This window comes from Maribacter caenipelagi, assembly GCF_004364175.1.
GTDB lineage: Bacteria > Bacteroidota > Bacteroidia > Flavobacteriales > Flavobacteriaceae > Maribacter > Maribacter caenipelagi.
Window position 1 is genome coordinate 299,700 of record NZ_SNZW01000011.1, and the last position, 15,033, is coordinate 314,732.

At 34.1% G+C, this 15,033-nt stretch carries 14 protein-coding genes; 6 read left to right on the forward strand and 8 right to left on the reverse strand.

All coding sequences use genetic code 11. The features are described from left to right. Nucleotides 1–6: 6 nt before the first annotated feature. From DFQ03_RS02140 to DFQ03_RS02150, 3 genes are all read left to right on the forward strand, one after another. Nucleotides 7–339 (forward strand): SUF system Fe-S cluster assembly protein, encoded by a 333-nt coding sequence (locus tag DFQ03_RS02140; protein WP_036151130.1) that lies wholly within the window; start codon nucleotides 7–9, stop codon nucleotides 337–339. Nucleotides 340–372: 33 nt separating this feature from the next. Continuing rightward, a complete protein-coding gene (locus DFQ03_RS02145) occupies nucleotides 373–879 on the forward strand; it encodes a DUF2480 family protein (protein ID WP_133671381.1) in 507 nt (168 codons plus the stop codon). A gap of 72 nt (nucleotides 880–951) precedes the next feature. After that, entirely contained in the window at nucleotides 952–1,872 is a 921-nt protein-coding gene (locus DFQ03_RS02150) for a DUF3078 domain-containing protein (protein WP_133671382.1), read from the forward strand. A gap of 281 nt (nucleotides 1,873–2,153) precedes the next feature. Here the strand turns inward: DFQ03_RS02150 and hflX are convergent, their stop codons facing one another. Beyond that, nucleotides 2,154–3,365, reverse strand: coding sequence for a GTPase HflX (gene hflX, locus DFQ03_RS02155; protein WP_133671383.1), 1,212 nt, complete (start codon nucleotides 3,363–3,365; stop codon nucleotides 2,154–2,156). A 165-nt stretch (nucleotides 3,366–3,530) separates the two neighbouring features. Between hflX and DFQ03_RS02160 the strand changes: the two genes are divergently transcribed. Next, on the forward strand, nucleotides 3,531–4,508 hold the full coding sequence (locus DFQ03_RS02160) for an endonuclease/exonuclease/phosphatase family protein (RefSeq protein ID WP_133671384.1): 978 nt from the start codon (nucleotides 3,531–3,533) through the stop codon (nucleotides 4,506–4,508). 160 nt (nucleotides 4,509–4,668) lie between these two features. After that, nucleotides 4,669–6,870, forward strand: a complete 2,202-nt coding sequence (locus tag DFQ03_RS02165; protein ID WP_133671385.1) for a S8 family serine peptidase — start codon at nucleotides 4,669–4,671, stop codon at nucleotides 6,868–6,870. A gap of 4 nt (nucleotides 6,871–6,874) precedes the next feature. On the opposite strand, the gene DFQ03_RS02170 is transcribed toward DFQ03_RS02165, so the two are convergent. The 4 genes from DFQ03_RS02170 to DFQ03_RS18975 form a co-directional block, all read right to left on the reverse strand. Then, nucleotides 6,875–7,384, reverse strand: coding sequence for a DUF3124 domain-containing protein (locus tag DFQ03_RS02170; protein WP_133671386.1), 510 nt, complete (start codon nucleotides 7,382–7,384; stop codon nucleotides 6,875–6,877). Nucleotides 7,385–7,479: 95 nt separating this feature from the next. Further along, entirely contained in the window at nucleotides 7,480–8,199 is a 720-nt protein-coding gene (locus DFQ03_RS02175; protein WP_133671387.1) for a 3'-5' exonuclease, read from the reverse strand. 569 nt (nucleotides 8,200–8,768) lie between these two features. After that, nucleotides 8,769–9,431, reverse strand: a complete 663-nt coding sequence (locus tag DFQ03_RS02180) for a CPBP family intramembrane glutamic endopeptidase (protein WP_133671388.1) — start codon at nucleotides 9,429–9,431, stop codon at nucleotides 8,769–8,771. Nucleotides 9,432–9,545: 114 nt separating this feature from the next. Continuing rightward, nucleotides 9,546–10,082, reverse strand: a complete 537-nt coding sequence (locus tag DFQ03_RS18975) for a LytR/AlgR family response regulator transcription factor (protein WP_243834394.1) — start codon at nucleotides 10,080–10,082, stop codon at nucleotides 9,546–9,548. Nucleotides 10,083–10,206: 124 nt separating this feature from the next. Between DFQ03_RS18975 and DFQ03_RS18980 the strand changes: the two genes are divergently transcribed. After that, nucleotides 10,207–10,425 (forward strand): hypothetical protein, encoded by a 219-nt coding sequence (locus DFQ03_RS18980; protein WP_243834395.1) that lies wholly within the window; start codon nucleotides 10,207–10,209, stop codon nucleotides 10,423–10,425. 141 nt (nucleotides 10,426–10,566) lie between these two features. Here DFQ03_RS18980 and DFQ03_RS02190 read toward each other — a convergent pair whose 3' ends face one another. The 3 genes from DFQ03_RS02190 to DFQ03_RS02200 all read right to left on the reverse strand — a co-directional run bounded on the left by DFQ03_RS02190 (nucleotide 10,567) and on the right by DFQ03_RS02200 (nucleotide 14,953). Beyond that, nucleotides 10,567–13,002: a glycoside hydrolase family 95 protein gene (locus tag DFQ03_RS02190; protein ID WP_133671390.1), complete on the reverse strand. Its 2,436-nt coding sequence runs from the start codon at nucleotides 13,000–13,002 to the stop codon at nucleotides 10,567–10,569. Nucleotides 13,003–13,247: 245 nt separating this feature from the next. Beyond that, nucleotides 13,248–14,084 (reverse strand): FKBP-type peptidyl-prolyl cis-trans isomerase, encoded by an 837-nt coding sequence (locus tag DFQ03_RS02195; protein ID WP_133671391.1) that lies wholly within the window; start codon nucleotides 14,082–14,084, stop codon nucleotides 13,248–13,250. 104 nt (nucleotides 14,085–14,188) lie between these two features. Further along, on the reverse strand, nucleotides 14,189–14,953 hold the full coding sequence (locus DFQ03_RS02200; protein ID WP_133671392.1) for a DUF6090 family protein: 765 nt from the start codon (nucleotides 14,951–14,953) through the stop codon (nucleotides 14,189–14,191). Nucleotides 14,954–15,033: the final 80 nt, after the last annotated feature.

Genomic DNA, 15,033 nt, shown 5'->3' on the forward strand with positions numbered 1-15,033 from the left:
AAGATTATGAGTGATGAAAATATAGCTGAAGACAGCGCAGAATTAGGAGAGAAAATCGTTAAGATTTTAAAGACCATATATGATCCAGAAATTCCTGTAGATATCTATGAACTAGGTTTAATATATGATGTTTTGGTGAATGAAGACAATGAAGTTAAGATTTTAATGACGCTAACATCTCCAAACTGTCCGGTTGCTGAAAGTTTACCGGCAGAAGTTGAGGAAAAAGTGAAGTCATTAGATGCCATTAAAGATGCTGAGGTAGAAATTACATTTGATCCACCTTGGACACAAGATTTAATGAGCGAAGAAGCAAAATTAGAACTAGGCCTACTTTAAAGAGATTGCTGTTCTAGCTTAAAAGATGCCATTATGCAAGATGAGATAATAAATAAAGTTGCTCAAAGTAAGCTTATTACTTTTAACCTTGAAGATTACTATCCTGAAGGCGAAAGAATGGTATTGGATATAAAAGATTGGTTGTATGAAGGCTTTATTCTTAAAGAAAAGGAATTTAGAGCTTTTGTTGATACGCATGATTGGTCTCAATATGAGGGTGCTTATGTTGCCATGCAATGCTCTACCGATGCTATCGTACCCGGCTGGGCTTATTTATTATTAAGCGTAAAGCTTAGTGGTATTGCTAAAAAGGCAATTCAAGGTACTTTGGTAGATTTAGAAACCAGTATTTATCAATCTGTTATTGCAAATATTGACGTTTCTGATTATCAAGATAAGTTTATTATTATAAAAGGATGCAGTAAAAAACCTGTACCACCAAACGCTTACCTGTTTCTCGCAGAGCGTTTAAAACCTGTGGCAAAGTCTATAATGTATGGTGAGGCATGTTCTTCTGTGCCATTGTACAAAAGAAAATAACATAATCGTACTTAAAGATGTTGCGAAGTATTATTACCTTTGCGCCACTATAAATTATAAACATTAACTATTATGAAGAAAATTGTATTAACTCTAGCTCTTGCATTTGTTGCATCTGTTGGTTTTTCTCAGACAGAAGAAGAACTAAAAGGTCAATTAGGTGCAGCAAAAGATTCTATCGCAGCTATTCAAGGAAGAGCTGATGCCATTCAAGGTGCCATAGATGCATTACCAGGATGGAAAAAAGGTGCATTTGGTACTATCGGTGCTAACTTAAGTAGCTTTAACAACTGGTACGGTCAAGGTACTCCAGATTTATCTTCTGGTAACATTGGTGTAACTGTAAATGCTTTTGCTAATTTGAACGAAGAGAAATTCTTTTGGAGAAACTCTGGTAACATCAATTTAGGATGGGTAAAGTTCGACGATAAGAACGATGATACTGACGATGACAGTTTCAAACAAGGTACAGATGTATTTAACATTACTTCTCTTTACGGAAGAAAGCTTAGCGAAAAGTGGGCTATTTCTGGTTTAGGTGAGTACAGAACTACAATATTAAACAACTTTAACGACCCAGGATACCTTGACTTAGGTGTTGGTGCTACTTGGACTCCTATTGCTGATTTAGTTGTTGTAATTCACCCATTAAACTACAACTTTGTATTCAGTGATAACGATGCAGTATTTGAATCTTCTTTAGGTGCTAAAATTGTAGCTGATTATACAAGACAGATTGGAGCAGTTAATTTTAAGTCTAACCTTTCTATGTTTCAAAGTTATAAGAGCGGTGACCTTTCTAACTTAACTTGGATCAACTCATTTGGTTACACGTTATGGAATGGTATTGGTTTAGGTTTTGAATTCGGTTTACGTGATAACAAGCAAGAAGCTTTAAATTTCGCATTAACTGACAATCCAACTGAAACATTCGATACTGTTGACAACAAATTACAAACGTATTTCTTAGTAGGTCTTAACTACTCTTTGTAGTCTCAGATAGTATATTAAAAAATAGTATATAATAAAAAAGCCCTCTATATAGAGGGCTTTTTTCGGTTAAGTAATTATCGTAAAATTTGGGGTTTTACTTTTTAGTTTTCATAAGTTAAATATCGATTTGGGGTCAAGACTTATCTTAAGTACACTGTAAAATTAATGCATAAGGTCTTGTTACAAACAATTTATGTTGTGAACTGATCTCATAATGTGGTGAGATTTACCATTGGTTTAATTTCATCGATGAACTACATAATTTTGATTGTAATTGATCTCTAATACTCGTCTAAATGCTCTGGATATAGAAAATTATTATACGGAAAGCGCGTCACGTGAATATCTCTTACCTCGTCATAAACACGTTTTCTAAATTCATCTAGATTTTCTTTGTTTAAGGCAGATATAAAAATAGCGCGATCGCCAACTTTTTCCATCCAAGTTTGTTTCCAATCATTAATGGTAAAATGTTTACCGGTACGTTCGGTAATTAAATCGTCATCATCAATGGTTTCGTGTTCATACTGATCAATTTTATTAAAGACCATAATTATTTTCTTATCTGAACTTTTGATTTCAGATAATATCTGGTTTACAGATTCTATATGTTCCTCAAACTGCGGGTGAGAGATGTCTACTATATGTAGCAGCAAATCTGCCTCTCGCACTTCATCTAAGGTACTTTTAAAGCTTTCTACTAATTGTGTAGGCAGTTTTCTGATAAATCCTACAGTATCACTTAAAAGGAAAGGGAGATTTCCTATAACAACCTTTCTTACGGTAGTGTCCAGTGTAGCGAACAATTTATTCTCGGCGAATACATCACTCTTACTAATAACATTCATTAAGGTAGACTTACCAACATTGGTATACCCTACCAATGCAACACGAACCAAAGCACCACGGTTACCTCTTTGGGTTTCCATTTGGCGATCTATCTTTAAAAGCTTCTTTTTTAATAGGGTAATACGGTCACGTACAATACGTCTATCTGTTTCAATTTCAGTTTCACCTGGTCCACGCATACCAATACCACCTTTTTGGCGCTCAAGGTGCGTCCATAGACCTGTTAGTCTCGGTAGCAAGTATTCATATTGTGCAAGTTCAACCTGTGTTCTGGCATAACTTGTTTGTGCACGTTGTGCGAAGATGTCCAAAATTAAACTCGTACGATCAATAATTTTACAACGTAATTGTTTTTCGATGTTACGTTGTTGACCAGGCGTTAGCTCATCATCAAAAATTACAGAACCTATTTCATTTTCTTCAACATACTTTTCAATTTCTTCCATTTTCCCAGTTCCAATCATGGTTTTTGGGTTGGGAACATCCATTCTTTGGGTAAAACGTTTGTATACTTCTCCACCAGCGGTATAAGTTAGAAATTCTAGTTCATCTAAATATTCCTTAACCTTTTCCTCGTTTTGATCCTTATTGATTATACCAATAAGAACCGCTTTTTCATAATCTACCTTTTTCTTTTCTATCATAATATTGTAAAGTGCAAAATTAAGCAATTACCCATAAGCTATTTCGTATTTTTATTGACTCGATAATCGAGATTACATGCTCTGAAGCTTTTCGTGGAATTTTAAATTAACCTTTCCCGATATTTCTTTTGCTTCTATAGGATGAATTACTCTTTAAAATGATACATGCGATTTCCATTCTTTAAGAAAAAGACAAAAAAACAGCGCTATACGATTGCGTTCTACAATTTAGAGAATCTATTTGATCCAGAACGTAATACTAAAATTCTTGATAAAGATTATACTCCCAATGGTGCAAAAAAGTGGACTGTAGAGCGCTATCAGCGTAAATTAGATAAACTCTCGAAGACTATAGTTAAAATAGGTGATGAAGACCACCCTTACCCACCTGCATTAATAGGTGTTGCCGAAGCTGAAAATAATAGTGTTTTTAAAGCATTGTTAGATACCGATGCGATGGACGATTTGGATTATGGGTTTGTTCATTACGATTCACCCGATGAAAGAGGCATAGATACAGGTCTCATTTACCGAAAGCGTTTTTTTAAAGTGTTACACTCAGAACCATTTGCGTTGTTGGTCGATAATGCTGGTGGCGTAAGAGATACAACTAGAGACATATTATATGTAAAGGGAGAATTAAATAAAGAATTGGTACATGTTTTTGTCAATCATTGGCCCTCTAGAAGAGATGGTGGTGTAGAGACAGAATATAAACGGGTAATCGCAGCCAAAGAAATAATTCAGAAAATTGAACTAATTAAGGAAACCGAATTAGATCCCAATATTATAGTAATGGGAGATTTTAATGATGATCCTTCTTCAAAAAGCCTCCAAACTATGACAGAAGGTGCATTTCTATTTAATCCTTTTGAAAAGATTCATATACCTAATAGTAAAGGGTCATCTGTTTATGGTAATAAATGGAATATGTTCGACCAAATTTTAATCTCCAATTCTTTTTTTAAGTTCCAAAAGAATACCCACAGTTTTGATGCTGCTGCCATATATGATCACAAATCATTAAAGGAGAAAAAAGGAAAGTTTAAAGGTTCGCCCTACAGAACATTTGTTTCGGATCGTTACATGGGTGGGTATAGCGATCATTTTCCGGTCTATGCCGTGTTTACGTTTAATTCTTAAAAGACCTTTAAACGAAAGAAAAGTCCTACACATCAGAAATTGATGTTTTCACAACAGGTTCACCATAATGTTTAGGTAATTCGTCGAATAAAAGTGTTCATTCACCGAACACAGTATATGGTTTTTATATTTGTAGTCCAAATCTTACAATTTCAAACCTATGTTGACTACCTACAATTCTACCTACCGTACAAGTAGTATCTTAATACTGCTATTTTTTGTGTTCTCGGCAACAAATATTGTTACCGCACAACATTCTCAACAACGATTAAAAATTGCTGAAAACAACAAAAGAACTGAATTGGCAAAATTCAAATCGAATTTGGTTTCTGAGTATGCTCTTGAAAGAACTCATCTTAAAGAGGTAGCAAAACTGAATAACTGGAAAATCAAGGAAACTTTAGCGAACGGTAAAAAAATAGAATTACAGGGTATAGGGGTAGATGGTAGTCCTTTGTACTATGAAACCTATGCGGATCAAGCTGGTTTGGCTTCTAGGGCAAGTACATTAAATACTGATGGTTTAATGGGATTGAATTTAGATGGTGATGGAATGAAAGTTGGTGTTTGGGATGCTGGTGTTGCATTAGAGAATCATATAGAATACACGTCTAGGGTTACAATTAGTGATGCTAATGCCGAAGTAGATACTCATGCTACCCACGTAACAGGAAGTATTATTTCTACAGGTCTTAAAAAAGATGCGAAAGGTGTAGCCAATATGGCTAGCGTAGAATCTCATGATTGGACAAGAGATAAGATTGAAGTAACCGAAGCAGCTGCTGACGGACTTCTACTTTCTAACCACTCTTACGGTATTAAGGCTGATCGTGTGCCAGACTGGTATTTTGGTGCTTACACGAAAGTAGCTCAAGATTGGGACAAGATAATGTACAATGCCCCTTACTATTTAATGGTAACAGCTGCAGGTAATGCACAAAAAAGTAGAGATAACGAAACACCAACATATGGTAAAACGGCAGATGGTTTTGATGTATTATTAGGTTTCACTATTTCAAAAAATAATATTACCGTTGCAGGTGCTAATTCTAAGATTGACGGAAACGGAAATTTAAAAAATGCAGAGGTTTCTGCATACAGTAGCTTTGGTCCGGTTGATGACGGTAGAATTAAGCCAGACATCGCTGGTAACGGTGGTGCAGTGCTTTCTACAGATGCTGCTAGTAATACCAGCTATGAAACTTCTTCTGGTACATCAATGGCGACGCCAGGTGTTACAGGTTCTTTATTATTATTACAACAGTATAACAAAGAATTATATGGTGAGTATATGAAAGCAGCGACCTTAAAAGGTTTGGCTTTACATACTGCAGATGATATCGATGATTTAGGTCCAGATTATAAATTAGGATGGGGTATCATGAATTCAAAAAATGCCGCTGAGGTATTGAATAATAAAGATTTCTCTAGCCACATTGCTGAAGAGACTTTAGAAAACGGAAATTCATTTTCATTTGATGTTACTGCAGAAGGCAACGAAACATTGATAGCTTCAATTTCTTGGACAGATGTACAATCTAGTTTTATTAATTCTGGTGAAATGAATAATACAACTGCTGCATTGGTAAATGACCTTGATATTAGAATTACTAAAAACGGACAAACTTTTTTACCTTGGAAATTAAACCCTGCTCAGGCTACTGCCGCTGCAACGAAAGGAGATAACAAGGTTGATCCTTTTGAAAGAGTTGAAATACCTAATGCAAATGGTACCTATACTATTACAGTTACTCATAAAGGTGAACTTGTAAATGCTATGCAAGATTTTTCATTGATCGTTTCTGGTGTTGCTATGACTACGTGTTCTACTAATGCGCCAGAAGTTAATCTTGATGAAGCAGAACTGTCTACTGTAAAATTAGCTTGGAATGCTTCAGAAGATGCACTTTATGAAATTCAGTATAAACAAGTACACCAACAAGAATGGTCTACAGAGTATATTTCTGTAAATAACTTTAGCTGGAAAGGATTATTAATAGATACTACCTATTCTTTTAGACTAAGAACATTCTGTTCTCAAAATATCGCTTCTGAATTTAGTGAAGTGGCTACCTTTACTTTTGAAGGTGAAGAAACCGAGTTAGAAACCTTACAAGCTTTAAGTGCAGAATCTAATATTCCGTTTAACGTATATCCTAACCCTGCGGTAGATGAAATACAATTGAACGTAAAAACTTCTGATACCGCTATTTATAGAATAATGAGCACAGGTGGTGTGGCATTGAAAATGGACAAAGCATCAGATGCTAGAATAAACGTTTCAGATTTACCTTCAGGTTTGTATATATTACAAATTCAAGATGCTGACGTAAGCAAAAGCACTAAATTCTATAAGTACTAGAAAACTATTTTATTCTTCTAGATTGTGTAGTAAATGAAAGTCCTTGTTGACCAACGGTAGAATTCATAATACCTTCAAATAATGGCTCAGGACAATCTTTAGGTGCATGCCATTCAAAAATAAAATTCGAACCGGTACCGCCTTCAACATCCATCTCATCGATAATAATTTCGGCAGTTTCTAGAGGTGCTAAATAAATAGGATGATTAAAGTAGTTTCTTAAAGACACGCCATGTGTATCAAAATACTCTGCCTTTGAAAGGTAGATAGTATCGATATCACTGGTATTACGCAAACTAACCATTGCCGTTAAATTATGCGTCTTATGCTCAGAGCTACTATAAATTTGAGAATAGATAGATAAATAAGACTTACCATACTCTAAAGAATCTTGAACATTTATAGTAGCTTTTCTCTTCGTCCAGTTTTCAGGATTTATAGAGCTTATTTCCTTTTCTTGCACACAACTTGCCAGTACTAAAACTATGGAGAATAATAAGATGATTTTTTTCATAGGTAAGGCTCGTTTTGTACAAATTTTGTTACTAGCAAAATTACACCATTAGTGCTATTTTTATATGGATGGATGCTAATTTTAACGCGATTCTATCAATTCGCTACTTTCTTTACCTCGTTATCTGTTAAAAGATCTTGATTTCTTAACCTCAAATATACTTGCGCAGTAGTTAGCACATCTAATTCGCAATAGGTAACAATACGCTTTAAATCGTTTTCCTCATAATATACTACGCGAACCATACTACCATCAATATCTTCTTTAGGTGAAGGTATGCCTAGCACATGAGCCATAAGTTTTAGCGAAGTATAATGTTTGTAGTCACCAAATTTCCAAAGCTCCATAGTATCTATATGCGGAATCTCCCATGGTTTTTTGCCAAATAAATCTAGTTTTTGAGGTAACGATATACCGTGAATAATCATTCTTCTGGCGATATACGGAAAGTCGAATTCTTTACCATTATGCGCACAAAGTACATTTTTAATATGGTTAAAATGCTCATCTAATAAACCTTTAAAATCTTGTAAAAGTTTCGCTTCTTCACCATAAAATGTCGTTATTCTAAAACTACGAACCTCTTTTTGAAATGTAAAATAACCAACAGATATACAAATGATTTTACCGAACTCTGCCCATATGCCAGCACGCTCGTAGAATTCCTCTGCCGTTACATCATCTTTACGTTGGTACTGAGATTTATGAGCCCATAATTCTTTGGTGGCGTCATCTAGCTGGTCAAACGAGCTCTTTTCTGGTACGGTCTCAATATCTAAAAACAAGATATTTTCAAGATGTATTTTATCTGGCATAGAAAGGTAAGATACTAATAAGTAGGAAATTATAACAGTTTCACTAATTTGAAAAATACAATTTATTGTTACATTCCATTAAAATATGAGAAGGTTTTAGATATTTTATGGGATAACAAGGGAGTGTTTTGAAAGAAAAGCTCTGATGAATAACGAGAGAGCACTAAAAATGACGAACCGACCAACCGGTTTGTTTTTTACTAGTTAAAGGAATTGAGAATTTTTGAAAGTACCGACAGAAATCGCACTTATATCGATATAATGCAAAGCGTACGAAGTTAAATAGGTGTTTTAGGCACTAAACAAACTAAGTGGTTTGTTTTTTGGTACTATAAAAATAAGGTTAGAATAAACTAATCTTTGTTTTCCACTACGAACTTAGTGAGATTTACGTTTTACGTGTATGCCTGCAAAAATGTAAAACGTAAACCTTTCATTAAAACTGAGATCTGATTTGTTGTTGGTCTTACTAAGTTAGTACGGTGTTCACTTTTCTATTTTAATGAAATAAAACACAGCTAATATCTAATCAGGTTAGGTCATGATGTAACTAATTTTTCCAGTTATCATTATGCCAATCCGTAGTAAATACAAATCAACGATATGGTATCAAAAAAACCATGTACGGCAATTACAAACCATAAATCGTATTTGCGAAGGTAGAATATCAGCGCTATGAGCCCTCCGACGGTACCTGCAACAATTTGTCCGGTAATTCCTTGGTAACTATGCATGAAGCCGAAAAAACAAGCCAATAAGACGATATTAAGAATAATACTTACTTTGCTTTCTCCAAAGAATTTTACAAATTGTCTCATAAAATAACCACGAAAAATAATTTCTTCTCCAAACCCAGCATTAGCCCACACGATTAATAAGGCAACAAAGCATGCGGAAAAGTTTCCTTCTAATTCCTTAAAACTTGAATAATCTATGGGAACTCCTGTGAGTTTTGTAATTCCGGGAACTAGTAAAAAGACATAAAAAATAAAGAGACCTAAAGCAAGTAAAGGTGCTATGATGAAGATGTTTTTTATTGTGAATTTTTCTCGTCGAAAGCCTAGGGCTGAAAATGTTTTTCCTTTGTATTCTATATAATTTGATAAGATGATTATTAAAGAAACAACGATGTTTATTATATAACTTAATTGTAGTGGACCAAACCATATAAAGCAGATTACTGCAAGGGTAATTAATGGAATTATTATTTGGCGAAAGGTAACTTTGTTCATTATTGTTGGTTTTATATTCTAACCGAATTAATGAACAAAAACGCTGAGAACCCTTTTAATTACTTATGTTCTTACTGAATGGTAGTAAATTAATAACTGAATAGTCGGTATTTTTTATTGAAACCAATTTATAAATTCCTTTCGCTTGTACCGACTGATATTTATTTCTTTAATAGCATCGTTTTCAATAGTAGCTTTTAATTGAATACGTAATTTACCATTCTCAATTTTTTCTATTTCTTCTACAGCATCTTTGTGAACGATAATTTGCCGATTGGCTCTATAAAACAATTGATTGTTTATTTTTTCTTCTAGCTCATTTAATATAAAATCAGTGCTTATCGTTGTGCCATCATTCTTAACAGCAAATACTATTTTGTTTTCACTATAAAAGCATGCAATATTTTCATAAGCGAGCTTTGTGGTTTTTGCACCGCTTTCTATAGTCACAACAGCATTTTTTATAGATGACTTATATAAATTGTAAACGTCTTGGGCATACGATAACCCTATAAGAATAAAACTCAACAGTAAGGTGATTAGCAAACCAATTAGTAAATAATAGAACTCAATATCTTCGCCTGCAACTATACTTAAAATAAAATTTATAGGAATATACATAAGTGTAATGTATCCTAAGGTTGAAGCCATAAACCATATGATGGTTACCATTTCAACTTTTTTGTAGAAATGCTTTTTCTTGTAATATTGAAAGTTAACCTCGGTTATGATACCTATGAGAACACACAAAACAATAGATGTCAAAAAACCTTCAATGGGGAATCTATATGAATCACTAGCAGGAAAGCTTTCTGGTGTCGCTAAATGGTTAATTACCAAAGAAAAAATAACCAATACAATCACTTTCTTAAACCAACGCCATATTGAACTACTGATCAAGGTGAGCCGATCTGTTTTTAGGATAGTTTTTGTTGGTTTTGTGGTGTACATTGATTTGAACCTCTTTTTTTTGGCAGTGAATCTATGTTGTTAATAGATTTTTACGATTTAAGTATGAATCGTAATGTAAATTGCACTACAACCATATTAAGCGACGATTTCTATAATTAATTATATTACCCTTTAAATATGGTATTTTCCGCCTAATATTTTATACATTTTGTTAGCATTATGCTTACGCTATAATTTGAATTGTTTGGTTCTCTTTTAATGATACCTCATAGGTTTCGCCATTACAATGAACAATTGTTTTGCCTCCATTTTTAGAGAAGATGGTAAGGTTTGTCACCTTTTTATTTTCCCAACTGAAAGTCAATTCAAACCCTCCTCTGGCTTTAACCCCATGTAATTTTCCCTTTTGCCAAGTATCGGGAATAGCAGGAAGAAGATGAATACTTTTTTCTGTTGATTGTACTATCATTTCCATAACTCCTGCCGCTCCGCCAAAGTTTCCATCAATTTGAAATGGAGGATGTGCATCAAACAAATTGGGATAAGTTCCTCCAGCATTCGAGTTATTAGCTTCCAAACCTGTCGGGTCAACATAGTTCAGTAATTCTCTATACAATTTATAGGCTCTTTTGCCGTCTTTTAACCGTGCCCAAAGGTTTATTCTCCAACCTTGTGACCAGCCTGTACTTTTGTCGCCTTTTATATTTAAAGTCTTTTTGGCGGCCTCGGCTAGTTCAGGGGTTCTTTCTGGTGAAATATGATGTCCTGGATATAGCCCAAATAAGTGCGACTGATGACGGTGTTGAGGATCGTCATCATCCCAATCATGATACCATTCTAACAAATGCCCACCTTTCTTGCTTATTTGATAAGGATGAAGTTCATTAAGCCTTTCCTTTAATTCATTTTGAAAGGCAAGGTCAGTATCCAGAATTTCAGCTGCCCTAATGGTATTATTAAAAACCTCTCTGACAATTGCTAAATCAGATGTTGCCCCATATAATGTAGCACCACGATATCCAGTTGAAGTAACGTACATGTTTTCGGGAGAGGTCGATGGAGAAGTAACCCAGTTCCCTTTTTTATCTTTCACCATCATATCAATACAAAACAAGGCGGCTCCTTTCATTAATGGATATGCTTTCTGTTTTAGAAAATCTAAATTTTGATTGTATAAATAATGTTCCCATAAATGAGTGCTAAGCCATGCTCCGCCCATGTTCCAGTTTGCCCAAACAGGGTGGCCATTTCCAAAGTCACCGACAGGATTACTCATTGCCCAGATATCAGAATTGTGACCTACGGTCCAACCTCGTGCACCATAAAAAGTGGGGGCTGTAATTTTTCCTGTCTCTTCCAAATTTTCTATCCAACTAAGCAAGGGAAAATGGCATTCACTTAAATTGGCTACTTCAGCGAGCCAATAATTCTCTTCTACGTTTATATTTGTTGTATAATTACTACTCCAAGGTGGTCTAAGGTATGGGTTCCAAATGCCTTGTAAGTTGGCAGGTACACCAGGAGTCCGTGAGCTTGCAATCAATAAATATCGACCGAAATGGAAGTACAGTTCTTCCAGCCCTTTATCTTGTTTTCCTTTACTATAACGAATCAATCGCTTATTCGTAGGTAAATTAAGTGTATCTATTTCTTGTAATTGAAACGTAAGCCGATTAAACAAAGCATGGTGGTCATCAAGATGATCGCTTAATAATTGTTTATATGCTTTCTTTGAAGCATTATCTAATTGTCTTTGTGCAATTTCTTTGTACGGTTTCCCTTCTTTAACAGGATCTTTATCAAAACCATTAAAACTAGTAGCTACCGATACAAGAATCTGAGCAAATGAACCTTCTGAAAGTATTAGTTTAGATCCTTCAAAAGACACTTTCCCGTCCGTATTATTTATCTTGACATAATTTGAAAAATGGATGCCACGACAATCGTCAAAACGAACAGGGTTTTCAATGTTTGAGCTGTAATTTGGTTCACAACGATAAGGAGCATAGCCGTCTGTTTTTTGAATAGGCTCATTTACTGTAGTCGTAAACTTTAGAAGACTAGAAAAATCTGCTGTAAAGTTTAACTTACCTAAAGCATCACTTTTTAGGTTTATGACCATAACGTTATCAGGGTGCGAAATAAAATATTCCCGAACATAGTTTACTCCGTCAATTTGATAGGATACTTCAGAGGTGGCGTCACTTATGTTTAAAGATCTGCGATAATTTTCTGATTTATGTTCATCATGGTCATATTCAAAAAATAGGGTGCCTAGCGGAGCAAAAGACTGAGAATAGGAACCTTGTATGTTCTTAATTAACTCATCTGCTTTTTGATATTCTTCATCTTCAAGTACTTTTCGTACATCATCAATATATTCATGGGCATTGGGATTCATATTTGGATTCACAGGTTCACCAGACCAAAGTGTGGCATCATTGAGATAAATAGAGTCTACCTGTACCCCTCCAAATATGCTTGCACCCATTTTCCCGTTTCCAAGAACTAAAGATTCTTCAAAATGACTGGCAGGTTTTTCATACCAAAGGGTATATTTTTTTTGCGCGCTAGCTTCTTGTTTATCAACCAAATCTTGGCAACTAAAGATGAACAAGGAGAGAACGCTTGCAAATAGAAATATCTTTTTATTAATCATTGGTCGTTTTAAAATTAATGCTGTCGGTCTCGTATATGAAACGTAGCGTGTAAAATAACCCTAACTTTTCGGATTAAACACGAGCCGAATTTTTTGAATTTTACTTTTTATCTTTATTTATTTAAAAGCCAAATTTAAAAATTTGGCGGTCTTTGTTAATAAGCCCAAGCCTTTAAATTTAGTACTTCCCGCCCTATTTGCTATAAGTATTGTTAACCACAGTTATTTTTTAGTCAGATTAATGATTATTTAGCTTTTAATGAGTCTAGCTTTTTTTCTAAATCCGTCTTTTTATCATTCCACCATTCCCAATTTGATTCTTTCTTCAGTTGTGCTTCTACAATCAACATTGCTTGGTTGAAATTACCTTGTTCCTCCAAGGCCAACATTTCATAAAATGCAAAGGTTTCTAGTGCAGAATCTTCTTTTGCTATTTTTGCAAAATGTATAGATAATTTTTCCGCTTCTTTATATAGTTTTTGGTCTGTGAGTGAATCAAGTAAAATAAATAGAATTTCAGTATCAGTATGAAATTCATTCTTCATTTTACTATTAATAACGCTTTGATAGAAATTGATTGCCGCCTTAGAGCCTTTAGTTTTAACAATGGTTTGTAGTGTATCGTTTATTAGGTTTTTAGGTTCAGAAACTTTTTTCACTTTTAGTGGATTATAAACTAAAGTAGTACCTGGAGGCATTCCATTACCACCCTCTTTTCCGTAAGCAATGGAATCCGGTAAAATCGCAATTACTTCGTCCCCTTCTACTAAATAGTTATTGAGCTCTTCAAATCCTGAAATCATTGAGGTCACGCCATGAATAAATCCAATAATCGAATCCTTTTCTGTTGACGTGGACCAAAAAATAGTATCAGATTCGTTTAGGTATAAATCCATTGATTCTTCAACTCTTGAATTTGTTCTAATCTGTTTGCCATTACCTTCTTTTAAAAAAATATATTTCAATCCGCTAGCTGTAGTTATGGTGTCGCCCAAAACTATATTTCCTCTTTCTTTTTTTACTTGTTGATTGCAAGAATAAAATGAAGTCGAAATGATTAATAGAAGTAAATAGTTTTTCATAATTGTGGGTAACAGCTTCTGCTATGAGTAGTTGCTTGGTTTAGCACTTAACTTTTCAAAGTAGGCGAGAACAAGCAATTACTATAGCCATTGTCGTGCTTTCGTTATTTAATTTCTGTTTGTAATAATTCTAAAATTGAATTCAGTTCTTTCATAAGTGGATCATAGTGTGATGTTTCTGTTGCTTTACTGGTCAAATAAAACATTAAAATATTATTTTCAAATTCCAGTGATTCTAATAAATTCAAATTACTTACACTACTTTTTGTCTGGTGAAAATTTATTTCTGAATTGGGATTTGTTTGCTCAAAAATAGTTTTAATACTGTTTTTGTTTGTTCTAAACATATCAAGCACTTTTACTCTTTGATTGCCGAGTTCTTCCTCTTGTCTCGCTATATCTTCTAAAGTCGATTTCCAATTTGTTAACCTTATTCTAAGTTTACTATTTGTAATATCTTTTAAACTACCAGAATTAATAATCTCATTTAATAGCGAATTATTAGCGTTAAATGAAATATCTGAAGAAAACGAACGGAATAATAATTCTGAGAATTGTTTTTCATTTAATGAAATATTTGGATTTGAAATGTTTTCCATTATCGTTTTAGCACCCAAATAGTTCTGTTTATTAACCTCAAGTAGCTCATTTAGTTTTAGCTTACTCGTTTTAAATTCTTCCTGCAATCCTTTGAGGTATGTTTGTTCTTTTTTTAATAAATTTTTATTCTGTTGACCATTGTTTATAGCAACGGCAATTAAAATGCCAACTACAACAAGTATTATTTCTCCTAGTGCATATATTAGGTATTTGCCGAATTTGTTTTCAGTTAGCATTTTTTGTCTAATTTTTCTAAAGAAATTTATCATTGGTTAGCGGTTTCTGATAATGAAGCATAACGTCAAAGCTAAGCGTAGTGCGGAGGCAAGGAAACTTTTCGTTTCCGTCT